This is a genomic window from Rhizobium sp. Root1212, assembly GCF_001424985.1.
Lineage (GTDB): Bacteria > Pseudomonadota > Alphaproteobacteria > Rhizobiales > Rhizobiaceae > Pararhizobium.
Window position 1 is genome coordinate 1,432,359 of record NZ_LMDA01000001.1, and the last position, 24,534, is coordinate 1,456,892.

Sequence of the window (24,534 nt, forward strand, 5' to 3'; positions counted from 1 at the left end):
GTCGCACCGGGACCGGCCGTCCGGCGGTCGCCTGATTTCCGTGAGAAGGATTTAGTAAACCTTCACGCGCGATACCATAGCCAAACCTGCGGACATGCGGTTTTTTGCCTCAAAATCGACGGTTCGGGCGGACGCGTTGCGCCGCTGCACCGCAGCAGACACAAAAAAGCCCGGCAAGCGGCAACAAAAACCCCGGAACGCAGGCGCTCCGGGGTTCTTTTCATTTTCCTTGCGGAAAAGATCAGGCCGACTTCTTGCCGTCGTCGTTGATCTCTTCGTAGTCGGCGTCGACGACGTTGTCGCCATCGCGGGCTGCATCGGCTGCGGCATCCGCATGGGCGCTTTCGGTCTGCTGCGCCTCATACATGGCCTGACCAAGCTTCATGGAGGCTTCCATGAGCGTATTGGTCTTGGTCTTGATGTCTTCCGCATCCGGCTCGGAGGCTTCGACAGCCGTCTTCAGGCTGGCGATCGCATCCGAAATCGCATTGCGGTCGGCTTCGGTGACCTTGTCGCCATACTCCTTCAGGGACTTTTCCGAGGAGTGGATCAGGCTTTCGGCCTGGTTCTTGGCTTCGACACCTTCGCGGCGCTTCTTGTCGGCTTCGGCATTGGCCTCGGCATCCTTGACCATCTTCTCGATGTCGGCGTCAGACAGACCGCCGGAAGCCTGGATGCGGATCTGGTGTTCCTTGCCGGTGCCCTTGTCCTTGGCCGAAACCTGCACGATGCCGTTGGCGTCGATATCGAAGGTAACTTCGATCTGCGGAACGCCACGCGGTGCCGGCGGAATGCCGACGAGGTCGAACTGGCCGAGCAGCTTGTTGTCTGCAGCCATTTCGCGCTCGCCCTGCGAAACGCGGATGGTCACGGCGTTCTGGTTGTCTTCGGCGGTCGAGAAGGTCTGGCTCTTCTTGGTCGGGATCGTGGTGTTACGCTCGATCAGACGGGTGAAGACGCCACCGAGGGTCTCGATGCCGAGCGACAGCGGGGTCACGTCGAGCAGCAGCACGTCCTTGACGTCGCCCTGGAGAACGCCGGCCTGGATGGCGGCGCCGAGAGCGACGACTTCATCCGGGTTGACGCCCTTGTGCGGCTCCTTGCCGAACAGCTGCTTTACGACTTCCTGTACCTTCGGCATGCGGCTCATGCCGCCGACCAGAACAACTTCGTCGATCTCGGCTGCGGTGACGCCGGCATCCTTGAGGGCTGCCTTGCACGGTGCAACGGTACGCTGGACCAGATCGTCAACCAGGCTTTCGAACTTGGCGCGCGACAGCTTCATGGTCAGGTGCTTCGGACCGGAAGCGTCCGCCGTGATGAACGGCAGGTTGATTTCGGTCTGCTGCGAGGACGACAGTTCGATCTTGGCCTTTTCCGCAGCTTCCTTGAGGCGCTGCAGGGCAAGCTTGTCGTTCTTCAGGTCGATGCCCTGATCCTTCTTGAATTCGGCTGCGAGGTATTCGACCAGACGCATGTCGAAGTCTTCACCGCCGAGGAAGGTGTCGCCGTTCGTCGACTTCACTTCGAAGACGCCGTCGCCGATTTCGAGAACCGAGATATCGAAGGTACCACCGCCCAAGTCGTAAACGGCGATGGTCTTGCCGTCCTTCTTGTCGAGGCCGTAGGCGAGTGCCGCAGCAGTCGGCTCGTTGATGATGCGCAGCACTTCGAGACCGGCGATGCGGCCGGCATCCTTGGTTGCCTGACGCTGGGCGTCGTTGAAGTATGCGGGAACGGTGATGACGGCCTGGGTGACCTTTTCACCGAGATAGGATTCGGCGGTTTCCTTCATCTTCTGAAGGATCATGGCCGAGACCTGCGACGGGGAATACTTGTCGCCGTGCGCTTCGACCCAGGCATCGCCGTTGTCGCCCTTGACGATCTTGTAGGGAACGAGGCCCTTGTCCTTTTCCACGAGCTTGTCGTCGTAACGGCGGCCGATGAGGCGCTTGACGGCGAACAGCGTGTTTTCAGGGTTGGTGACGGCCTGACGCTTGGCCGGCTGGCCGATCAGACGCTCGCCGTCGTCGTTGAATGCAACGATCGAAGGCGTCGTGCGCGCACCTTCGGCATTTTCAATGACCTTCGCGTCCTTACCGTCCATGACGGCGACGCAGGAATTGGTCGTACCCAAGTCGATACCGATTACTTTAGCCATGTCGTTCTCTCCTTGCAGCGGACTGTCGGAACCCGGTCAGGCATTCATGGGACAGCCCCTAACGGGATGGTCTGGGTGTGCCACGGCCGGAAAGCCGCGGTGATGGGGCGTATATAAGGAGGGGTTTTCGGGACTGCAAGGCATTGAAGCGCTGGAAAACGGGCAAAAAGACCCCGAAAATCTGCCGCTGGCGGCCAAGCGAAATTTACCGTAACCCGGCCGGCGGTTTAGCCGCCTGTCAGGATGTCGAAGAGCGTCGTGCGCCGGGTGGTCGCGCCGGTCGTCTGGCCGACGTCAGCGGGCGGCATCAGGCCGGAATTGTCGTTCGCCGCCGGGAACTGCGCCGCCTCGCCATCGGTCGCCACCTGCGGGCGTTCGGGGAATTCGCCAGCCGGCGCATCGCCGAAATTGCCGGAAATCACATCGCCAACATTTGCCGGCGCATTCTGGTCAAAGACGGGATCGACGCCCGCCGTGCCGAAGACCGGTGATGGTGAGAGACCTTCGTGGGCGGCCGTCATGAAGTCGTGCCAGGCCTTGGCCGGCAGACCACCACCCGTCACCTTTTTCATCGACTTGCCGTCGTCATTGCCGAACCAGACGCCGGTCGTGAGATTGCTGGTGAAGCCGACGAACAGCGCATCGCGGAAGGATTGCGTCGTGCCGGATTTGCCGGCGGCATCCCAGCCCTTGAGACGGGCGTTCTTGCCGGTGCCGTGGTCGATGACGCCGAGCATCATCTGGTTCATTTCCGAAACGATGGCCGGATCGAGCACGCGCGGCGGGCTGTCATAGGTGTTTTCGTAGAGCACCTTGCCATCGGCCGTCGAAATGCGACGGATGATATGCGGCGTCGCCTTGAAGCCGCCGTTCATGAAGGGAGCATAGGCCGAGGTCAGCTCCAGGAGGCTCACTTCCGACGTACCGAGCGCGATCGACGCGTTGGATTGCAGCTCCGATTCGATGCCGAGCCGGTGCGCGAGCTTGATGACGTTCTGCGGGCCGACTTCCATCACGAGTTGGGCGGCGATGGTGTTCAGCGAATTGGCAAGTGCCTCGGCGAGCGAGACTTCGCCGCGATACTTCTCGTCGTAGTTCTGCGGCGTCCAGTTGCCGATCCTGACGGGGGCATCGTTGCGCACCGACATCGGCGTGCGGCCGATCTCCATGGCGGCGGCATAGACAAAGGGCTTGAAGGCGGAGCCCGGCTGGCGCTTGGCCTTGACGGCGCGGTCGAACTGGCTCGTCGCATAATCGCGGCCGCCGACGATGGCGCGGATCGCGCCGGTGCCGTCGATCGAAACAAGCGCCGCCTGCGAGACATTCAGCTTTTCACCCTCGGCATCGAGACGGGCGGCGAGCGTTTCTTCGGCCTTCTTTTCCAGCGTCAGATCGAGTGTCGTATCGACGACCAGATCCTGATCGATCTTGCCGATCATGCCCGGCAGCTGGTCCATGACCATATCGGCCGCATAATATTGCGCGCCGGACCAGAAGCTCTTGGCCTTCGTCGGCGATTGCGACATCGCCGTCTTGATCTCGGCGTCGGAGATATAGCCTTCCTCGCGCATCGCGCCGAGCACGACTTGCGCGCGCTCTTCGGCCGCCTGCGGATCGCGTGCCGGCGACAGGCGCGAGGGTGCCTTCAAAAGACCGGCCAGCATCGCGGCTTCGCCGAGGTTCACGTCGCGGGCGGATTTGTTGAAGTAGCGGCGCGACGCGGCCTCGACCCCATAGGCGTTCGAGCCGAAGAACACCCGGTTCAGATACATCGACAGGATCTGGTCCTTCGTGTAGTTCTGCTCCAGCCAGAAGGAGAGCAGCACTTCCTGCACCTTGCGCTCCAGCGTGCGCTCGGGTGAGAGGAACATGTTCTTCGCCAGCTGCTGGGTCAGCGTCGAGCCGCCCTGCACCATGCGGCCGCTCGTCAGGTTGGTGACGACAGCGCGGGCAAGGCCGAGCGGATCGACGCCGAAATGCGAATAGAAGCGCCGGTCTTCGATGGCAACGACGGCCTGCGGGATATAGGGCGACATTTCCTCCAGCGACAGCGCCTCGCCGCCGGTCATGCCGCGATTGGCAAGCACCGTTCCGTCGACCGCGATGATCTTGACGTTCGGCGGCCGCTCGGGAATGGTCCAGCTCGTGGCGCTCGGCATGCGCGAACCGTAATAGAGAACGAGGCCGCCGGCGCCAATCGCGCCCCAGATGCCGAGAACGATACCCCAGTAGATCAACCGGCGGATCGCGCCGAAAAAGCCGAGGCCCGGTTCACGGCGGCTGCTGCGGCGGCTTGCCGTGGTGCTTGCAGCGCGCTTTTCCGGGGTAGGACGCGACTTGCCGGCGGGCTTTTCGGAGGAGGATGCCTTGCGGCCACCGCTGGTGACGCGTTCGCCCGCGCTGAAATCCAGCGCGTCGTCGTCACCCCGTTCTTCGCCGAAGGACGGCTCTACTCTCTGCCGTGATCTGCCTTTTGATGCCATGCCGGGGGAAGCTGCTCCGAAAGCTTGATGGCGGCGCGATGGTCCGCCCGAATGATCGATCGCTTGGACTGTAATTGCGGCGATTTAAGGTGTGGTTAAGAAGTTGCAAATGGGCTTTTCAAAATTTCCCGAGAGATTCCCGTGGGATAGGCAACAATAGGTAGGGGCGGCGCGTTAACCATCGCAATTTCGCCGTTTTAACACCCTTGGTGGAAACAAGGCGCCCGCTATATATTCGTTTATGGGCAGGGCTGAACCTTAAGGAGAACCCAATGAAAAGGACCATTGCGACGATCGTTGCTGCGGCCTCTCTCGCACAGGCCTTCGTGACGGCGGCTTATGCCGCGGACCCCGTCGCCACCTACAAGGAGGCCGACGACTACGACGGCGTCAAGATCGGCATGCTGACATGCGATGTCGGCGGCGGTGTCGGCTATGTGCTCGGATCTGCCAAGAACCTCGATTGCACCTTCAGTTCGACCAAGGGCACGCAGGACCGGTATACCGGCGTGATCCGCAAGATGGGCGTCGATCTCGGCTTCACCACCCAGGGTCGTCTTGCCTGGGCCGTCTTCGCTCCGACCGCCGGCTATCATCGCGGTTCGCTCGGTGGCCTCTATCAGGGCGCGACGGCCGAAGCGACGGTCTTTGCCGGCATCGGCACCAATATCCTTGTGGGCGGCACTTCGGGTTCGATCCAGCTGCAGACCATCAGCGTCACCGGCCAGCTCGGGCTTAATCTCGCCGCAACCGGCACCTCGATCACCCTGACGCCCAGCTGATGGCGATCGCCCACCGATAGAAATAACTGGCTGGCCGGCGCATCCTTGCGCCGGCTGCCCTTTGATGAGGCTTTCATGAAGCGCACGACCGGCTCGCTGGAAGCCGATTTTCACAGGGATATGCTGGCAATCTACGATCTCCGCGCCAAGGCCGGTTTCCGGCCGGTGTTGCTGCGCCGGTTCGTGTTGCTGCAGGGTGGCGTCACAGCCGCCCGCAAGCTGCTGGAACAGCCCGGCGTGACCGGCCTCGAACGCCTGCAGCAGCAAGATATGGCGGATGCCTCGATGGAGGCGCTGATCCTGAAACCGCAATACGAACCGCTGTTCACCCCGCAGGAGCGCAAGCTGGCGGCCACGCTGCTTGCAGCCCGCACATCCTCGCGCTCGCGCGGCCGGCTGAATGCCGTCGCCGACAGAAGCTGAGCCTTTCCGGGAACCATCCCGCTTCCCTCCCGTTCCCTTTTCGGGCCCCGCACCAAAAGCGGTGCGTCGCAACCGAAAAGGAGACCATCATGCCCAATCGCGACCCTCTATCGACGCCCACCGCCGAGACGCCGCGCGGTCCGCAACCGACGCCGGGACTGCCCGACCGCGGCCAGGACAAGCCCGCCAACCCGCCGATCATCGACAAGGGCGATACCAAGAATCCGAACGATCCGGTGCTCGATCCGGCCCTGCTGCCGATCGGCGATCCCGCCGGCATGGCCTGATTTTTTTTCGGAACGAACCGGCTGCCAAGGCATTTACCCGGCCATGGCTAGACGAAAAATCGAAAGGAGCTAACCATGAAAACCAAGATGATCATTCTTGCCGCAGCGACGCTGGGCCTGGCTTCGACAACCGCATTTGCCCAGGAGGGCACGGTCAACGGCGCCGCCGGCGGTGCCATCACCGGCGCGATCGTCGGTGGCCCGGTGGGCGCTGCCGTTGGCGGTGTTGCGGGCGCGGTTGTCGGCACCGCACTCGATCCGCCGCCGCAGCGTGTCGTGACCTACGTGCAGGAGCAGCCTGCCCCGCAGTCGGTCGTGGTCCAGCAGCCGATCGTGGTCGGTAAGCCGATCCCCTCTGATGTGGTGCTGGTGCCCGTACCGGAAGATAACCGCTATGCCTATGCCGTGGTCAATGACCAGCGCGTGATCGTCGATCCGCAGACCCATACGGTCGTGCAGGTCATCCAGTAAAAAAATGCGATACCTGTCGGGAGACGGCATCATCCGATGCCGTCTCTTTGCGTTTGCGGGTGTCACACAACCGCCGCAACTCCTGCCCTAACTATCCCCTGACCCGAGGAGGCTTTCATGATCCAGCGCCTTGTCCTTGCCGCTTGCCTGATCACTTATCCCGCCGTTTCCTTTGCACAGGAGCCCGCCTACAGCGACGACCGCTCGGATGGCGCAGCGTTGGTGCGCTCCCTCTACAATGCAATCGCCCGCAAGGAATATGCCCGCGCCTACAGCTATTTCTCCGACAAGAGCCAGCTTGCCAGCTATCAGGACTTCGCCGGAGGCTACGCGGATACGGTTGAGGTCGAGGTAAAGACGGGGACAGTGACCCCGGAAGGCGCCGCGGGAAGCCTCTATATGCCGGTGCCGGTCGCGGTGCGCTCGATCGACAAGGCGGGCAAGGAGCATGTGTTTGCCGGCTGCTATGTCACCCGGCTTGCAAGCCCCACCGTGCAGGAGCCGCCCTTCACGCCCGTTCTGATCGACAGCGCCGAACTGGAAGAAGTTGGCAAACCCTTCGATCAGGCCGTGCCGATGGTCTGCCACACGCCGTCCTGACGGACACTCAGCCTTCTCCCGTGGAATTTTCCTTTTTCCGCTCAGCGACATATTGCGCACGCTCGAAGAACACCACGACGCCGAGCGCCAGAAGGAAGGGAATGACCAGATAGAACAGCCGGAAGATGGCAAGCGCCGCAAGCACCGCGGCAGGGTCCATTTCCGGCAGGGCGGCGATGAACACCAGTTCCAGAACGCCGAGCCCGCCCGGCGCATGCGACAGCAGCGCCGCCGAAAACGAGGCGAGAAAGACGCCGAGCACGATGAGGAAGCCGGGATTGCCGGCCTCCGGCAGCGCGAAATAAATGATCGCGCCCGAGCCGATCAGCTCCAACGGCGCGATGACCAGCTGCTTGAGCGCCAGCCGCGGCTTTGGATATTCCAGCCGGAACCAGCTCGTGTGTATGGGCCGAAAGCCGACGAGGCTGCCCAGCAGATAAAGCCCGATCAACAGCAGGATCAGCACCGCCAGCGAAATCGACGCTTCCACCGGCAGGAAGGATGCAAAGCGCGCCGTGATGTCCGGTTCGAGCAAAAGTACGATCGCCGACAGAAGCAGGGTGCCGAGTGCGAAGGTGAAGGAGCAGAAGGCGACCAGAATCCCGGTTTCGCCGGCCGACAGACCTTGCGAACCATAGGCCCGGTAGCGCACGACAGCCCCGGAAAACACCGATGCTCCGACCGTGTGCGACAGCGCGTAGGCCGTGAACGAGCAGATGGTGATGAACCAGAGGGAGATGCGCCGGCCGAGATGTTCGAGCGCCAGATGGTCATAGGCCGCAAGCGCCGCATAGGCCAGCAAGGTGGCGCAGCCGGAGAGGAACCATTGTTTTATCGAGACGCCCGCAAGGCTCGCCAGCACGTCGCCGAGCGAAAGGCCGCGCAGTTCATGGTAAAGGCCGTAAAGCGAGAAACAGATGGCCGCCAGCCCGATAATCGGCCAGATGAACTTACGCACGATCTTCATGCGGCGGACAATTTCAAGAGCAGTGGCACTTTCATCCGTAAAAAAGACCATCCCCGGCCGGTCGGGTCAAGCCGTGGCCGGGGAAGTCATCACGCTTTGCCGTTAATCACGCGGCAATCGCTTCCAGAATGCGCACCCAGGAACGGATGCCCTTGTGGAACGAGGTGAGTTCGTACTTCTCGTTCGGCGAATGGATGCGGTCGTCGGAGAGACCGAAACCGACGAGCAGCGATTCCATGCCGAGCATCTTCTGGAAATCGCCGACAATCGGGATCGAGCCGCCCATGCCGATGATAACCGCCGGCTTCGGCCACTCATCCGAAAGCGCCGATTTGGCGGTGTTCAGCAGCGCCGAATCATAGGGCAGCTGAATGGCCGGCGAGCCGCCATGGGGATGAAATTCGACCGAGCAATCGGCAGGGATCATCGAGCGCACATAGGCGCGGAAAGCTTCGCGGATCTTGTCCGGGTTCTGATGACCGACGAGGCGGAAGGAAACTTTTGCCGAAGCCTTGGCGGCGATTACGGTTTTGAAGCCTTCGCCGGTATAGCCGCCCCAGATGCCGTTGACCTCGGCGGTCGGACGCGCCCAGGTGAGTTCCAGAACCGAACGGCCCTTTTCGCCCGAGGGGATGGAAAGGCCGATCTCGCCGAGGAACTTTTCAGCGGTCAGGCCGAGCGTTTCCCAGGCGGCCTTGATCTGGCTCGGGGTTTCCTCGACACCTTCGTAGAAGCCATCGAGCGTCACGCGGCCCTGATCGTCATGCAGGCCGGCCAGCGCCTTGGTCAGGATGTGGATCGGGTTTGCGGCGGCACCGCCGAAATAACCGGAATGCAGGTCGCGGTCGGCGGCGGTGACGACGATTTCCTCGCCGACGAGACCGCGCAGTCCGGCGGAGATCGCCGGGGTATCGCGGTCCCACATGCTGGTATCGCAGACGAGGGCATAATCGGCCTTCAGTTCGGCAGCATTGGCTTCGAGGAACGGCTTTAGCGACGGCGAACCGGATTCTTCCTCGCCTTCGAACAGGATCGTCACCTTGCAGGGCAGCGAGCCGACGGTTTCCTTATAGGCGCGGCAAGCTTCGACGAAGGTCAGCAACTGACCCTTGTCATCGGCGGTGCCGCGGCCGGTGATGACCTTGCTGCCGTTCAGCTCCTTGATGGCCGGCTCGAACGGAGCGGTATCCCAAAGCTCGACCGGATCGACGGGCTGCACGTCGTAATGGCCATAGAACAGCACGTGTGGCGCGTCAGGCTTGGCGCCCTCATGGTGGGCAACGACCATCGGATGGCCGGGGGTGTCGCGCACGGAGGCGGTGAAACCGAGGCTTTCGAGCTCCCTGACCAGCCACTCGGCCGCCTTGCGGCATTCGCCCTTGTAGGCTGGATCGGTGGAGATCGACTGGATGCGCACCAGCTCGAACAGCCGTTCCAGGCTGGTGGTGAGGTTTTCGTCTGCGCGGGTGAGAACGCTTTGCGTCATTATCCGATTCCTTTCGTTTGGAGCGGAACCTAGACAAAGACGCGGCCAGCTTTAAGCAAAAACTTTTGATCGATCTATTCACGCTCGCTGTTGGCGATGGCCATGCGCATATATTCGAGCATCAGTTCGCGCTCGAAACGCCGGAAGCCGGTAAACAGCGACTGGTCGGCGGCAGCGGCTGCTTCCTTCGCTTGCGATTCCATGGAACGCGCCCTGTCGGTGAGGAAGATCTGCTGGGCGCGCTTGTCGGTGGGGTGGCGCTTGCGGAAGATCAGGCCGTCGCGCTCCATGCGGGCGAGCGTGTTGGCCATGGTCGCCTGCTCGATATCGAGACGGTCGATCAGCTGGCGCTGGGTCAGCCCCTCTTCGCTCCACAGTTCCAGGAGAACTGGAAACTGGCCCGGCGCGAAGCCGAGCTTGTGGCCTCTCTCCTGCAGCGCGCGGGAGAAGTTCTTGGCCAGCAGCGTGGCCAGATAAGTCGCAGACTCCATCCTGTCGAAGGCCATGTGCAATGGGTACGCCGCCCGCTATCCGATGACAAGTTACATCGACGTAACATGGCATTTTGACAGGCTTTTCACGGGTTTTTGAACCGCCAAAGAAAAACCGCCATGGCGGAGGCGGAGCCATGGCGGTTTTCTGCATAACCGGACAAAGGCCCGGAGAGGGGGATAGGCCTTTGTCCTGACATCTGACGCGGGCGGGGGACAGGCCACTTGCCAGACGACGGCGTTCGATCGCCGTTGACCTAGATTTGTGGTGGCAAATGTGGCTTTTCAAGGGAGAGTCGGTCTTACCCTCCATTACAAATTGGTAACGTTGCCGTGACGGTCGGCGGCGGCAAAATTCGCTGCATCCAGGGAATGAGAGATGGACGCCCAAAGCGCCCCGCGCTATCCCTTGTCGCCATGAAAAAAGGCGATCATCTCTTCCTCGTCGACGGCTCCGGATTCATCTTCCGGGCGTTCCATGCCATCCCGCCCCTGAACCGCAAGTCGGACGGCTTGCCGGTCAATGCGGTCTCGGGTTTCTGCAACATGCTGTGGAAGCTGCTGACGGACGCGCGCGACACCTCCGTCGGCGTCACGCCCACGCACTTCGCCGTCATCTTCGACTATTCGTCGAAGACCTTCCGCAACGATCTCTACGATCAATACAAGGCAAACCGCACCGCGCCGCCGGAAGACCTGATCCCGCAATTCGGTCTGATCCGGCACGCCACCCGCGCTTTCAACCTGCCCTGCATCGAAAAGGAAGGTTTCGAGGCCGACGACCTGATCGCCACCTACGCCCGGCTTGCGGAAGCCGCGGGCGCGGATGTGACCATCGTCTCCTCCGACAAGGACCTCATGCAGCTCGTGACTGAAAACGTCTCGATGTATGACAGCATGAAGGACAAGCAGATCTCCATTCCCGAGGTCGTCGAAAAATGGGGCGTGAAGCCCGACAAGATGATCGACCTGCAGGCGATGACCGGCGATTCAACCGACAACGTGCCGGGCATTCCCGGCATCGGTCCGAAGACCGCGGCGCAACTGCTCGAGGAATTCGGCGATCTCGACACGCTGCTTGCCCGCGCCGGCGAAATCAAGCAGCAGAAACGCCGCGAAAACATCATCGCTAATGCCGAGCTTGCCCGGCTCTCGCGCCAGCTGGTGACGCTGAAGGTGGATACGCCCATCGACGTACCGCTGGAAGAGCTGGGACTTGAGCCGCAGGACGGTGCGAAACTCATTGCCTTCCTCAAGGCGATGGAATTCACCACGCTGACCCGCCGCGTCGCCGCCGCGACAGAGACGGATGCGGATGCGGTCGAAGCCGCGAAGGTGCCGGTCGAATGGGGAGCTGCAGCCCATGGCCCCGATCTCGACAAGGGGGAGGCCACAACGGCGAGCGCCGATGCTGCCCCTGCCGGCGAAACCGCAGCCGAAGCCGCAAGCGCCTTCATCGCCGCCGGCCGCACGGCGGCCGAGGATGCGAATACCGCCCAATCGCTGGCGCAGTCGCGCGCGCAGCTCTTCGGCGCTGCCAAGATCGACCATAGCAGCTACCTGACCATCCGCGACCTCGCGACACTCGATGCCTTCATCGCGCTTGCCCGCGAGACCGGCATCGTCGCCTTCGATACCGAGACAACCTCACTCGATGCGATGCAGGCGGAACTGGTCGGCTTCTCGCTCGCCGTTTCCGACAATGCCAAGGATCCGACAGGGGCGACGATCACGGCCGCCTATGTGCCGCTGATCCACAAGAGCGGCGTCGGCGACCTGCTCGGCGGCGGGCTGGTCGAGAACCAGATTTCGACGCGCGATGCGCTCGACCGGCTGAAAGGCCTGCTCGAAGACCCGTCCGTGCTGAAGGTCGCGCAGAACCTGAAATACGATTACCTCGTAATGAAGCGCCACGGCATCACCGTCGAGGGCTTCGACGATACGATGCTGATGTCCTATGTCGTCGATGCCGGAACCGGCACCCATGGCATGGATGCGCTTTCGGAGCGCTGGCTGAACCACAAGCCGATCGCCTACAAGGACGTGGCCGGCAGCGGCAAATCCATGGTCACCTTCGACTATGTCGATATCGACCGCGCCAGCGCCTACGCCGCCGAGGATGCCGATGTGACACTGCGCCTTTGGCAGGTGCTGAAGCCCCGGCTGGCGGCAAGCAAGCTGAGCGCCGTTTACGAGCGGCTGGAACGGCCGCTGGTGCCGGTGCTCGCTCGCATGGAAGAGCGCGGCATCAGCATCGACCGCCAGATCCTGTCGCGGCTTTCCGGCGAACTGGCGCAGGGTGCGGCCGCCCTTGAAGACGAGATCTACAAGCTGGCCGGCGAGACCTTCAATATCGGCTCGCCGAAGCAGCTGGGGGATATCCTCTTCGGCCGCATGGGCCTGCCCGGTGCATCAAAGACCAAGACCGGCCAATGGTCGACCTCGGCGCAGGTGCTGGAGGACCTCGCTGCCACCGGCCACGAATTGCCGCGCAAGATCGTCGACTGGCGCCAGCTGACCAAGCTGAAATCCACCTATACCGACGCCCTTCCCGGCTTCGTGCATCCTGAAACGAAACGCGTCCACACGTCCTATGCGCTTGCCGCCACGACGACGGGGCGCCTCTCCTCCTCCGATCCGAACCTGCAGAACATTCCGGTGCGAACCACCGAAGGCCGCAAGATCCGCACCGCCTTCGTCTCGACGCCCGGCCACAAGCTGGTTTCGGCCGACTATAGCCAGATCGAGTTGCGCGTTCTCGCCCATGTCGCCGACATTCCGCAGCTGCGCCAGGCCTTCGCCGATGGTGTCGATATCCATGCCATGACCGCCTCCGAGATGTTCGGCGTTCCGGTCGAGGGTATGGCGAGTGAAATCCGCCGCCGCGCCAAGGCGATCAACTTCGGCATCATCTACGGCATCTCGGCCTTCGGCCTTGCCAACCAGCTGTCGATCGAGCGCTCGGAAGCCGGCGATTACATCAAGAAGTATTTCGAACGCTTCCCCGGCATTCGCGACTACATGGAGCAGACCAAGGCCTTCGCCCGCGAAAACGGCTATGTCGAAACCATCTTCGGCCGCCGGGCGCATTACCCGGATATCCGCTCGTCGAACCCGTCGCTGCGCGCCTTCAACGAACGCGCCTCGATCAATGCGCCGATCCAAGGGTCCGCGGCTGATATCATCCGCCGCGCCATGGTGAAGATGGAACCGGCGCTCAAGGAAGCCGGACTTGCCGAGCGCGCCCGCATGCTCTTGCAGGTGCATGACGAACTGATCTTCGAGGTCGAGGATGCCGACGTCGAGCGGGCGATCCCGCTGATCGTCTCCGTCATGGAAGATGCGGCGATGCCGGCGCTTTCGATGAAGGTGCCGCTGAAGGTCGATGCCCGCGCCGCCCATAACTGGGACGAGGCGCACTGAGGATCGGGAAAAGCCCCCTCCCCAACCCTCCCCACAAGGGGGAGGGAGTTTATCGAGGGTGTTGACGCTCTGAGCCCAAAGCTTGCTCCATAGGCTCCCTCTCCCTTGTGGGGAGGGGTTCTTTTCTCAAATTCCAGCGGGCCGGAAACTCGCGAAGAGTTGCTGAACGCTCTTCTTCCCTTCAGTCGGAAGATCGAAGCGCCGGCCGAAGAGCAGCCATTCGCTGCACAGGCCCTGCATTGTCCAGCGCAGAAGGTTGGTCGCTGCGTGCGGCGTCCAACGACCATCCATCTGGCCGCGGCTCAACGCGCGCTCGAAGGCCGTTTCCAGCAGCCTTGTATGATAGTCGTCGACTTCCTGCTGGCGCTCCAGCACGGGGGCGAGATCGCCGGAATAGTCGCAGCGCAGGAGAATGGTCAGGACACGCTGGCGCTGTTCGTCGGCGTTCATGACATCGAGCCAGTCGCTCGCCACGCGCTCGATATCGCCGAGGATATCCTCCGACTGGTCGGCCTCGATATCCCGCGCCACCATGTCTTCCTGCGGGATTTTCACGGCATTGTAGAGTTCGAGGAAGAGGTCGGTCTTGTTGGCGAAGTGCCAGTAAATGGCGCCGCGGGTCACGCCGGCGGCAGAGGCCACCTCTTCCATCGTCGCGTTGGACACGCCCTTTTCGTAGAAAACACGCTCGGCAGCGCTAAGGATGCTCTGGCGCGTCTCTGCCGCCTCGGCCTTCGTTCTGCGCATGGCTTTCCTCCCTTGTGAAAAGGCCCGCCGGTCAAGGCGGGCCTCTCCTTCGATCACTCAGCCGGCGTCGCCGGTGTCTCGGCCGTCTTCACATGCACATCCTTCGTTCCGAAGAGCTTCATCACGAAGACGAAGAAGACCGGCACGAAGAAGATCGCAAGGATCGTCGCCGAGATCATGCCGCCCATGACGCCGGTGCCGATGGCACGCTGACTGCCCGAGCTTGCACCCGTGGCGATGGCGAGCGGCAGAACGCCGAGCGTGAAGGCGAGCGAGGTCATCAGGATCGGGCGGAAGCGCAGATGCGCCGCCTCGATCGTCGCTTCCATCAGCGACTTGCCCGCTTCCATCTGCTCCTTGGCGAACTCGATGATCAGGATCGCGTTCTTGGCGGAAAGACCGATGATCGCGATCAGGCCGACCTTGAAGTACACGTCGTTGGACATGTCGCGCATGGTGACGGCGAGAACCGCACCGATGACGCCGAGCGGCACCACGAGGATCACCGAGACCGGGATCGACCAGCTTTCATAAAGCGCAGCCAGGCACAGGAACACCAGAAGGCATGACAGCGCGATGAGCAGCGGCGCCTGCGAGCCGGACTGGATTTCCTGCAGCGACTGGCCGGTCCACTCGTAGCCGAAACCGGACGGCAGCTGCTTCATCAGGTTCTCCATCTCGGCGATGGCATCGCCGGAAGAATAGCCCGGCTTGGTATCGCCGCTGATGCGCACCGACGGATAGCCGTTATAGCCCACCGTCTGCGTCGGCGCCTTGACCCACTCCACCGTGGCAAAGGAGGAAATCGGCACCATGCCGCCATTGGCGTTGCGGACGTTGAGGTTCATCAGGTCCGAGGTCTGCATGCGCTTGTTCTCGTCCGCCTGCACCGTCACGCGCTGCATGCGGCCGGCATTCGGGAAGTCGTTGACATAGGACGAGCCGAGATTGGTCGAGATCGTCGAGTTGATGTCGGCGAACGTCACCCCAAAGGTGTTGGCCTTTTCGCGGTCGATCAGCACGTTTGCCTGCGCCGCATCCGGCATGCCTTCGAAGCGCACGCCGGCGAGCACCGGGCTCTGGGCGGCAAGGCCCAGAAGCTGATCGCGGGCCTGCGCCAGCGCCTGCTCGCCGAGACCGGCGCGATCCTGCAGACGGAAGGAGAAACCGCCCGTCGTGCCGAGGCCCTGGATCGGCGGCGGCGACAATGCAAACGAGATCGCATCCTTGATCTGGGACATCGCCATGGTGGCGCGGCCGGCAATCGACTGAGCCGAATTCTCGGCGTTTCGCTTGCTCCAGTCGTCCAGCGTGACGAAGGCGAGTGCTGCGTTCTGGCCGGCCCCGAAGAAGGAGAAGCCGTTGATCGCGACGATACGGTCGACAGCCTGTTCCTTGCTGAAGATGCCTTCGGTCGCGGCGATGACCTCATCCGTGCGGTGCCCCGTCGCTTCCGACGGCAGCTGCATCATGACGATGACGAAGCCCTGGTCTTCATCCGGCAGGAACGACGACGGCAGCTTCATGAACAGGTAGCCGAGGCCGCCGAGGATGACGACATAGATCAGCATGAAACGGCCGGTGCGGCGAATGAGCCACGAGACGGAGCCGCTGTAGCCGTGCGACGACTTGTCGAAGCCGCGGTTGAACCAGCCGAAGAAGCCACGCTTGGCGTGATGATGACCCTTCGGCACCTGCTTCAGGAAACTGGCGCAGAGCGCCGGCGTCAGCGATAGAGCAAGAAACGCCGAGAACAGGATCGACACGACCATGGTCAGCGAGAACTGCCGGTAGATCACGCCCACGGCGCCGGGGAAGAAGGCCATGGGAATGAACACGGAGGCCAGAACCAGCGTGATGCCGATGACGGCGCCGGTGATCTGCTTCATCGCCTTGCGTGTGGCTTCGCGCGGGGTCAGCCCCTCTTCCGACATGATGCGCTCGACGTTTTCGACGACGATGATCGCATCGTCGACGAGAATGCCGATCGCCAGCACCATGCCGAACATGGTCAAGACGTTGATCGAGAAGCCCATGCCATACATGACGGCACAGGTGCCGAGCAGCGCCACGGGCACGACCAGCGTCGGAATGACGGTGTAGCGGATGTTCTGCAGGAACAGGAACATCACCAGGAACACCAGCGCCACGGCTTCGAGCAGCGTGTGCACCACCTTCTCGATCGATACCTTGACGAAGGGCGAGGTGTCGTAGGGGATCGAATATTCGAGGCCCTGCGGGAAGTAGGTCGAAAGCTCCTTCATCCGTTCCTGGATGGCGGCAGAAGTTTCCATGGCGTTGCCGGTCGGCGAGAGCTGCACGCCGATAGCGGCGGACGGCTTGCCGTTGAGGCGGGTGGAGAAGCTGTAGCTTTCGCCGCCGACTTCGACACGGGCAACGTCGCGCAGGCGCACGGCCGAGCCATCCGGGTTGGCGCGAAGCACGATCGCGCCGAATTCCTCCGGCGAGGTCAGCTGGCCCTTGATCAGCACAGGGGCGGCGATCTGCTGGGTGATCGGGTTCGGCTGGGCGCCGATGGAGCCAGCCGCGACCTGCGCGTTCTGCGCGCCGATAGCGGACGTGACGTCGCTGGCCGTCATGTTGAGGCCGAGCATCTTGTCCGGGTCGAGCCAGATGCGCATCGAGCGCTCGGTGGCAAAGAGCTGCGCACGGCCAACGCCCGGCACGCGCTGGATTTCCGACAGCACGTTGCGGTTCAGGTAGTCACCGAGGCCGATGGCGTCCATGGTGCCATCGGTGGATGTGAGTGCAATGATCAGCAGAAAGCCGGAGCCGGCTTCATCGACCTGTACGCCCTGCTGCTTGACGCTGTCGGGCAGGCGCGGCTCGACGCGGCGAACGCGGTTCTGCACATCGACGGCGGCATCGCCCGGATCGGTGCCGGGCTGGAAGGTCGCGCTGATTTCGACCGAACCCGAGGCGCTCGAGGTCGATTCGAAATAGAGCAGACCTTCGACGCCGTTGAGTTCGTCTTCAATCAGGCGCGTGACGCTCTGATAGGTATCCTGCGAGGAGGCGCCGGGATAGCTGGTGTTGATCGAGATCTGCGGCGGCGCAACGTCGGGATATTGCGATACGGGCAGCATCGGAATGGCGATGATGCCGGCGATCATGATGAAGATCGCCACGACCCAGGCGAAAATCGGCCTGTCGATGAAGAAACTTGGCATGTCGCGTGTCCTTACTTCTGCTCGGCAGGCTTTTCGCCTTCAGCCGGGGCGGTCGCCTTGTCGGCGCCTTCTGCTGCGGGCTTTGCCGCGTCGCCGGCCGGTTTTTCGGCAGCGGCTGCGGGCGCATCGCCTGCCGGCTTTGCATTCGGGTCCCATTCGGACGGCACGACCGGCGCGCCGGGTCCGATCTTCTGGAAGCCTTCGACGATGACCTTCTCGTCCGGCTTCAGGCCGCTCGTCACCTGCCAGCGATTGCCGACCGTGCGGCCGAGTGTGATGGTACGGAACTCGACCTTGTTGTCGGCCGAGACGACATAGACCAGCGACTGGCCGCCGGCATTGCGCTGCACCGCCTGCTGCGGCACGGCGATCGCGTTCTTCTCGACACCCTGCTGGATCTGCACGCGCACATACATGCCGGGCAACAGGTCGGTGTTCGGGTTCGCGAACTCGCCGCGCAATGTCACCTGCCCGGTCGTCTCGTCGACGGCGGCTTCGGAGAACAGGAGCTTGCCCTTGTGATCGTAGGGTGTGCCGTCGTCGAGGATCAGTTGCACCGTCGCCTCGTTCTTGTCGGTCATCATCTGGCCGTCCTGCAGCGCCTTGCGCAGGCGGATCAGGTCCGTCGCCGGCTGGGTGAAGTCGGCATAGACAGGGTCGAGCTGCTGGATCGTCGCCAGGTTTTCGGTGCTGTTTGCGCTGACGAGAGCGCCTTCGGTGATCAGCGCACGGCCGATGCGGCCGCTGATCGGCGCGGTGACGCTTGCATATTGCAGGTTCAGCTGGGCGGTCGCGAGACCGGCCTGCGCGCCCGCCACATCGGCATCAGCCTGGGCAAGCTGGGCAATGGCATCGTCATAGGCCTGCAGCGATGCGGCATTGGCCTTGCGCAGCGTCTCCTGGCGGTCCGCCGTCTGGCGGGCTTGAAGCTGCACGGCCTTGGCGCGCTCCAAAGTCGCCGCGGCGCTATCAACCTGCACCTGGAAAGGCGCCGGGTCGATCCGGTAGAGCACGTCGCCTTCCTTTACGACGGAGCCCTGCTCGAACACGCGCTCGACGACGATGCCGGAGACGCGCGGGCGCACTTCGGCGACGCGCGTGGCGGCGATGCGGCCCGGCAGTTCGTTGATGATCGGCAGCTCTTCGGCCTTGGTCGTCACGACCGAGACCTGGGCCGGCGGGTAGGCGGGAGCAGCCTGCTGCTCCTCCTGTTTCTGGCAGCCGGCGAGAAACGCCAGGCTTGCTGCGGCAGCGGTCAGGATCAGTCGGTTCATCCGCATGGTCGGTTCCATATGAAAAACTCCGGCGCCTGCGAACCTCCCGTCAAAACAGTGGCCGCACCCGGAATATAAAGAAAATCAGCATGATGCGCCTTGATCGACTGGGAGCCGAAAGAGCGCATCAAATTATACAAACACTTCTGTATGTTAAAAATTGAAACCGCGCAAGCCAATGATGCGGCGCACAAAAAAACGTAACCGGACGATACGAGCCCGCATCGTCCGGTTACAAATCGCAACAAAGAGTTTGTCAGGGAAAAGTGGAAACCGGTTTTCCCGAACAGACAAACGTGAACAAAAGACCGCTTGAGTTTAGCCGAGCGCGCGGTCGTCGGCGCCGAAGCGGTGCATCAGCGACGTGTCCGGAGTGGCATAGACGATGTCGTCGACCGCGAACTTGTGTTCGCCAAAGAGACGCACGGTGAGCAGGCCGGTCTTCTCGGTTTCGAGATAGACGATGGTGTCGGCGCCGAGGTGCTCGACATGGACGACCTTGCCTTTCCAGGTACCGGCATCGCGCGACAGCGTGATGTGCTCCGGCCGGATGCCGATAGTCTTGGCTTGCGTGTCGCCGAGGCGGGCGGCTTCGATGAAGTTCATCTGCGGCGAGCCGATGAAGCCGGCGACGAAGATGTTGCCGGGCTTGTTGTAGAGGTCCATCGGCGAGCCGATCTGCTCGATCTTGCCGGCATTCAGCACGACGATCTTGTCGGCGAGCGTCATGGCTTCCACCTGGTCGTGGGTCACGTAGATCATCGTGGCCTTCAGGCTGCGGTGCAGGCGGGCAATTTCCAGACGGGTCTGGACGCGCAGCGCCGCGTCGAGGTTCGACAGCGGTTCGTCGAACAGGAAGAGTTTCGGCTCACGGACGATGGCGCGGCCGATCGCGACGCGCTGGCGCTGGCCGCCCGACAGTTCCGAGGGACGGCGGGCGAGGTACTGTTCCAGCGACAGCATCGAGGACGCCTTGGCGACCTTGGTGTCGATCTCGGTCTTCGGCGCGCCGGCCTGCTTGAGGCCGAGGCCCATATTGTCCCTGACCGTCAGGTGCGGGTAGAGCGCATAGGACTGGAACACCATGGCGATGCCGCGCTTGGCGGGCGGGGTGTTGACCACCTCGGCGCCGTCGATCTGGACGCTGCCGGAGGTGGCGTCTTCCAGACCGGCGATCACGCGCAGCAGCGTGGACTTGCCGCAGCCCGAGGGGCCGACGAAGATGACGAATTCGCCATCCTTGACCTCAAGGTCGATGCCCTTCAGGACTTCATGGCCGCCAAAGGCCTTGCGGATGGATTTCAGTTGAAGCGATCCCATGTAAGCCTTCTCCTCAGAGTGTAACGGGGCGACCGGTGCGCACGCTCTCATCCGCAGCAAGGCAGATGCGCAGCGACTGGACGGCGTCGTCCATGTGGCGGTCGAGATTGATGTTTTCGCGGATGGCCTTCAGCACGTAGGCCTGTTCGCGGTCGCAGAGTTCCTGATGGCCGGGTTCGCCGTCCATCTTCAGGTCTTCGTCCTTGTGCAGGAATTTTCCGGCCGGGCCGGTCTCGGCGCGGTGGATGCGGATGACCGCCGTCTTGGTGTGTGCGTCGATATCGTCGGACTTCACATTCGGGTCCATGACGATCGAGACCGCGCCGTTCGGCGACATCACGTCTTTTACGAAGAAGGCGGTTTCCGAAATCATCGGCCCCCAGCCCGCCTCGTACCAGCCGACCGAACCATCGGCATAGATCACCTGCAGATGGCCGTAATTATACATATCCGGGCCGATCTCGTTCGACAGGCGCAGGCCCATGCCACGGACTTCGACCGGCTTGGCATCGGTGATCTGGCACATGACGTCGACATAATGCACGCCGCAATCGACGATCGGCGACGTGGTCTTCATCAGCGACTTGTGGGTCGCCCAGGTCGGACCTGACGATTGCTGGTTGAGGTTCATGCGGAAGACGTAAGGACCGCCGAGCTTGCGGGCCTCCTCGATCAGCCGCATCCACGAGGGATGATGGCGCAGGATATAGCCGACGACGAGCTTCCTGCCGGCCTTCCTGGCTGCCGCCACGACGCGCTCCGCATCTTCCACCGTCGTTGCCAGCGGCTTTTCGATGAAGACGTCGCAGCCCGCCTCGAAGGCCATGACGGCATAGTCCGCATGGCTGTCGGAATAGGTGCAGATGGAGCAGAGGTCAGGCTTCAGCTCCTTCAGCGCACTCGCAAAATCCGGCAGGACTTCGTAGCCTGCCAGCTCGCCCGGAAGAACCGGACGGCTGCGGTTGACGAGGCCGACGATCTCGAAGCCCGGATTGTTGTGATAGGCGAGCGCGTGGCTGCGGCCCATGTTGCCGAGACCGGCGACGAGAACGCGGGTCGGGGTTTGCGTGTTGCTCACTTGACTGCTCCCGCCGTAATGCCGCGGATCAGCTGCCGCGAGAAGATCACATAGAGGATGAGGACCGGGAAGATCGCCAGCGACAGGGCGGCCAGAACCGCATTCCAGTTGGTGACGAACTGGCCGATGAAGACCTGGCTGCCGAGGGTGACGGTCTTGGTGGCCTCGCCGGGCGCAAGGATCAGCGGGAACCAGAGGTCGTTCCAGATCGGGATCATGGTGAAGACCGCAACCGTCGCCATGGCCGGCCGGACGAGCGGCAGCACGAGGCGGAAGAAGATCGCATATTCGGACAATCCATCGATGCGGCCGGCATTCTTCAGGTCGTCGGAGACGGTGCGCATGAACTCCGACAGGATGAAGATGGCCAGCGGCAACCCCTGCGCCGTATAGACGAGGATCAGCGCCGTCAGCGTATTGACGAGGCCTGCCGCGACCATGCCCTGGAGGATCGCGACCGTGCCGAGGCGGATCGGGATCATGATGCCGATGGCGAGATAGAGCCCCATCAGCGTGTTGCCGCGGAAGCGGTATTCCGAGAGCGCGAAGGCGGCCATCGCGCCGAACAGCAGGGCGAAGAAGATCGAAACGACCGTCACGATCAGGCTGTTTTGGAAGTAGCTGATGAAATCGCCCTGCTTTAGGACGGTTTCATAGCCGACCGTGCTGAAGGAACTGCCAGTCGGCAGCGTCAGCGGCGAGCGGAAGATCGCGTTCTTGTCCTTGAAGGAGTTGACGATCGTCAGGACGACCGGGAACAGCGCGATGATCGTATAGGCGACGAGCGCCAGGTGGACGAAGCCGGAGCGAACCGGCGAGATACGGGCTTTGGACATCGCGGCCTCCTTTAGAACTGGTAGCGGCGGATGCGCCGCTGGATGATGAACAGGTAAAGAGACACGCCGGCGAGGATGATCAGGAACATGACCGTCGCGATCGTGGCGCCCATGGAGCGGTCGCCCAGTTGCAGTTGGAAACCGAAGAAGGTGCGGTAGAGCAGCGTGCCGAGGATGTCGGTTGCGCCGTCAGGCCCGGCAAGGGCGCCCTGCACGGTGTAGACCAGATCGAAAGCGTTGAAGTTGCCGACGAAGGTCAGGATCGAGACCATGCCGATCGCCGGCAGGATCAGCGGCAGCTTGATCTTCCAGAACTGGCTCCAGCCGGTGATGCCGTCGCATTCGGCAGCCTCGATCACCTCGTCGGGAATGTTGAGAAGGGCGGCATAGATCAGCATCATCGGAATGCCGACATTCTGCCAGACCGAGATCAGCGACACCGCGATCAGCGCCGAGCCGGGCTTGCCGAGCCAGGGCGAGAAGAAGGACTTCAGGCCGACCAGATCCATGAAGAACGGGGTGATGCCCCAGATCGGCGAGAGGATGAGCTTCCAGATGAAGCCGACGATGACGAAGGACAAAAGCGTCGGCAGGAAAATCGCCGTGCGATAGAAGGGCGCGAGCCTGAGGTTCGGGATCGACAGCATGGCGGCAAGCGCGATGCCGAGCGGGTTCTGGATCAGCATGTGGATCGCAAAGAAGATCGTGTTGTTCTTCAATGCGTTCCAGAAGTCATGAGCCCAGCGGGCGTCGCCGAACAGCACGCCGAAATTGCTGAAACCGACGAAGGTGGAGTGGCCGTCGACCGTGTTGAAAAGCGAAAGCCGAAGCGTTTCGATCAACGGCAGGATCATCACGGCCGTATAGACGATAAAGGCCGGCAACAGGAACACGGCGATGTGCCAGCGCCTGGCGCGGGGTGCAATCGTCGTTCCGTCTTCAGAAAGGGTGGCGCTGCTCATGGCTCTGCCGCTCCGGCCGGATCGTCGATGTCGCGATGTGCGAAAGGCCCGCGCTGCCGGCCTTGCCGCGCACGCCTCGCCGACGATGCCCCGATCGTCGTGCCCATGAATGTCAGATTACATGAATGTGCGGGCACGCCCTGCCGTTTTGCAAAGGCCGGCCCATCCGGAAAGGTCTGTTGCCATTGGCAACGGCTGCGCCGCAGCGGTCTGCGGAGCACCCTCCCCCCGCAGACGGGGAGAGGGGATTTCCTCAGGGTATGCCAGCTTACTTTGCCGGCTTGTACCAGCTGTCGAGGCCCTTCTGCAGCTTTTCGGCGGCAGCTTCCGGCGTATCCGTGCCGTTGATGACGTTGGCGGATTCGACCCAGGTCTCGTTTTCGAGGTTCGGCGTGCCGCGCGACAGGATCTGGTAGGTCGAGCGGATCGTCGGCTTGCACTTTTCACGCCAGGAGACGAATTCCTGGGCGAGCGGATCGGCCATCTTCACCGGCGTCGAGTTCAGGCTGAAGAAGCCCGGCAGCGCGTTGGCGTAGATTTCGGCGAATTCCGGCGAAGCGATCCAGGAGAGCAGCTTCTTGGCTTCCTCGGCATGGGCGCTCTTGGCGTTGAGGCCCACGCCGATGTCGTTGTGGTCGGAGATGTAGCAGGTGTCGCCGGCATTCTTCACCGGCGGCGGGAAGGCGCCCATCTTGAAGTCGGCCTGGCTGTTGAACAGGCCGATTTCCCATGAGCCGGCCGGATAGATCGCAGCGCGGCCGAGCGTGAAGAGGTTCTGGCTATCCGGATAGGTCTGGGCTTCGAAGCCGTCGCCGAGATAGTCCTTCCACTTGGCGAGAACCTTGTAGGGCTCGACCCAGGCGGCGTCGGTCAGCTTCTGCTCGCCCTTGATGAGGGCGGCGCGGCCTTCTTCACCCTTCCAATAGGTCGGGCCGATGTTCTGGTAGCCCATGGTCGCAGCTTCCCAGAGATCCTTGGTGCCCATGGCCAGCGGGATATAGGTGCCGTCGGCCTTGATCTTGTCGAGGGCGGCGAAGAAGTCCGCTTCCGTCGCCGGGATCGCGATACCGAGCTTGTCGAAGGCATCCTTGTTGTAGATGAAGCCGTGGATGACCGATGCCATCGGCACGCAGAAGGCGGTCTTGCCGTCGTCCGTCGTCCATGCAGCCTTGGCGACGTCGGAGAAGTTTTCCATGCCCGAAAGGTCGTTCAGGCCGGCGAGATCCCCGCGGGTGTAAAGTGCCAGCGACTTGTCGAACGGACGGCAGGTGATGAGGTCGCCTGCGGTGCCGGCGGCGAGCTTGGCATCGGTTGCCGCGTCATACTCGGTCGGCGCGGTCGGCGCGAACTTCACCTTGATGCCCGGATTCTTGGCTTCGAAGGCCGGGATCAGTTTTTCCTGCCAGATGGACAGATCGTCGTTGCGCCAGCTGTCGATGGTCAGCGTCACGTCTTCCGCATGCGCCAGCCCGGCGGAGCCGAGTATGCTGGTGGCAAGCAGCAGGCCTTTCAAAGTCGTGCGGGTCATTCCGTTCTCCCTTTTATCTGCGCC

At 62.5% G+C, this 24,534-nt stretch carries 19 protein-coding genes; 6 read left to right on the top strand and 13 right to left on the bottom strand.

The window, feature by feature from the left end; translation table 11 throughout:
• Positions 1 to 241 precede the first annotated feature (241 nt).
• Both dnaK and ASC86_RS06825 read right to left on the bottom strand, forming a co-directional pair.
• On the bottom strand, positions 242 to 2,161 hold the full coding sequence (gene dnaK, locus ASC86_RS06820) for a molecular chaperone DnaK (protein ID WP_056317877.1): 1,920 nt from the start codon (positions 2,159 to 2,161) through the stop codon (positions 242 to 244).
• A 227-nt stretch (positions 2,162 to 2,388) separates the two neighbouring features.
• Positions 2,389 to 4,644, bottom strand: a complete 2,256-nt coding sequence (locus ASC86_RS06825; protein ID WP_056317881.1) for a transglycosylase domain-containing protein — start codon at positions 4,642 to 4,644, stop codon at positions 2,389 to 2,391.
• A gap of 272 nt (positions 4,645 to 4,916) precedes the next feature.
• Here ASC86_RS06825 and ASC86_RS06830 point away from each other — a divergent pair, with 272 nt between their 5' ends.
• From ASC86_RS06830 to ASC86_RS06850, 5 genes are all read left to right on the top strand, one after another.
• The gene (locus ASC86_RS06830; protein ID WP_056317886.1) at positions 4,917 to 5,426 is read left to right on the top strand and encodes a DUF992 domain-containing protein; all 510 of its coding nucleotides are present in this window, start codon (positions 4,917 to 4,919) and stop codon (positions 5,424 to 5,426) included.
• 75 nt (positions 5,427 to 5,501) lie between these two features.
• Complete coding sequence (locus ASC86_RS06835; RefSeq protein ID WP_056317889.1) at positions 5,502 to 5,849, top strand: hypothetical protein; 348 nt, start codon at positions 5,502 to 5,504, stop codon at positions 5,847 to 5,849.
• Between the two features lie 89 nt (positions 5,850 to 5,938).
• Positions 5,939 to 6,136, top strand: coding sequence for a hypothetical protein (locus ASC86_RS06840; protein WP_056317893.1), 198 nt, complete (start codon positions 5,939 to 5,941; stop codon positions 6,134 to 6,136).
• A gap of 75 nt (positions 6,137 to 6,211) precedes the next feature.
• On the top strand, positions 6,212 to 6,607 hold the full coding sequence (locus ASC86_RS06845; protein ID WP_056317898.1) for a DUF1236 domain-containing protein: 396 nt from the start codon (positions 6,212 to 6,214) through the stop codon (positions 6,605 to 6,607).
• Positions 6,608 to 6,724: 117 nt separating this feature from the next.
• Positions 6,725 to 7,207 (top strand): hypothetical protein, encoded by a 483-nt coding sequence (locus tag ASC86_RS06850; RefSeq protein ID WP_056317901.1) that lies wholly within the window; start codon positions 6,725 to 6,727, stop codon positions 7,205 to 7,207.
• A gap of 7 nt (positions 7,208 to 7,214) precedes the next feature.
• Here ASC86_RS06850 and ASC86_RS06855 read toward each other — a convergent pair whose 3' ends face one another.
• From ASC86_RS06855 to ASC86_RS06865, 3 genes are all read right to left on the bottom strand, one after another.
• Positions 7,215 to 8,174 carry a lysylphosphatidylglycerol synthase domain-containing protein gene (locus ASC86_RS06855; protein WP_056317904.1) on the bottom strand — a complete coding sequence of 320 codons (960 nt, stop codon included), beginning with the start codon at positions 8,172 to 8,174 and terminating at the stop codon, positions 7,215 to 7,217.
• A 106-nt stretch (positions 8,175 to 8,280) separates the two neighbouring features.
• Positions 8,281 to 9,660 (bottom strand): dipeptidase, encoded by a 1,380-nt coding sequence (locus ASC86_RS06860; protein WP_056317906.1) that lies wholly within the window; start codon positions 9,658 to 9,660, stop codon positions 8,281 to 8,283.
• A gap of 74 nt (positions 9,661 to 9,734) precedes the next feature.
• Entirely contained in the window at positions 9,735 to 10,166 is a 432-nt protein-coding gene (locus ASC86_RS06865; protein ID WP_056317909.1) for a MarR family transcriptional regulator, read from the bottom strand.
• A gap of 402 nt (positions 10,167 to 10,568) precedes the next feature.
• Between ASC86_RS06865 and polA the strand changes: the two genes are divergently transcribed.
• Positions 10,569 to 13,574, top strand: coding sequence for a DNA polymerase I (gene polA, locus ASC86_RS06870; RefSeq protein WP_056317911.1), 3,006 nt, complete (start codon positions 10,569 to 10,571; stop codon positions 13,572 to 13,574).
• Positions 13,575 to 13,700: 126 nt separating this feature from the next.
• On the opposite strand, the gene ASC86_RS06875 is transcribed toward polA, so the two are convergent.
• From ASC86_RS06875 to ASC86_RS06910, 8 genes are all read right to left on the bottom strand, one after another.
• Positions 13,701 to 14,321, bottom strand: coding sequence for a TetR family transcriptional regulator (locus ASC86_RS06875; protein WP_056317914.1), 621 nt, complete (start codon positions 14,319 to 14,321; stop codon positions 13,701 to 13,703).
• Between the two features lie 53 nt (positions 14,322 to 14,374).
• Positions 14,375 to 17,512 carry an efflux RND transporter permease subunit gene (locus ASC86_RS06880; protein WP_056317917.1) on the bottom strand — a complete coding sequence of 1,046 codons (3,138 nt, stop codon included), beginning with the start codon at positions 17,510 to 17,512 and terminating at the stop codon, positions 14,375 to 14,377.
• 11 nt (positions 17,513 to 17,523) lie between these two features.
• Positions 17,524 to 18,804, bottom strand: a complete 1,281-nt coding sequence (locus tag ASC86_RS06885; RefSeq protein WP_056317920.1) for an efflux RND transporter periplasmic adaptor subunit — start codon at positions 18,802 to 18,804, stop codon at positions 17,524 to 17,526.
• A 300-nt stretch (positions 18,805 to 19,104) separates the two neighbouring features.
• A complete protein-coding gene (locus ASC86_RS06890) occupies positions 19,105 to 20,106 on the bottom strand; it encodes an ABC transporter ATP-binding protein (RefSeq protein ID WP_056317922.1) in 1,002 nt (333 codons plus the stop codon).
• Positions 20,107 to 20,119: 13 nt separating this feature from the next.
• The gene (locus tag ASC86_RS06895; protein WP_056317925.1) at positions 20,120 to 21,184 is read right to left on the bottom strand and encodes a Gfo/Idh/MocA family oxidoreductase; all 1,065 of its coding nucleotides are present in this window, start codon (positions 21,182 to 21,184) and stop codon (positions 20,120 to 20,122) included.
• A complete protein-coding gene (locus tag ASC86_RS06900; protein ID WP_056317930.1) occupies positions 21,181 to 22,020 on the bottom strand; it encodes a carbohydrate ABC transporter permease in 840 nt (279 codons plus the stop codon). Before ASC86_RS06900 ends, ASC86_RS06895 begins: the two co-directional genes overlap by 4 nt.
• Positions 22,021 to 22,031: 11 nt before the next feature.
• Positions 22,032 to 22,982 (bottom strand): sugar ABC transporter permease, encoded by a 951-nt coding sequence (locus ASC86_RS06905; RefSeq protein ID WP_056317933.1) that lies wholly within the window; start codon positions 22,980 to 22,982, stop codon positions 22,032 to 22,034.
• Between the two features lie 268 nt (positions 22,983 to 23,250).
• Positions 23,251 to 24,510, bottom strand: coding sequence for an ABC transporter substrate-binding protein (locus ASC86_RS06910; protein ID WP_056317938.1), 1,260 nt, complete (start codon positions 24,508 to 24,510; stop codon positions 23,251 to 23,253).
• Positions 24,511 to 24,534: the final 24 nt, after the last annotated feature.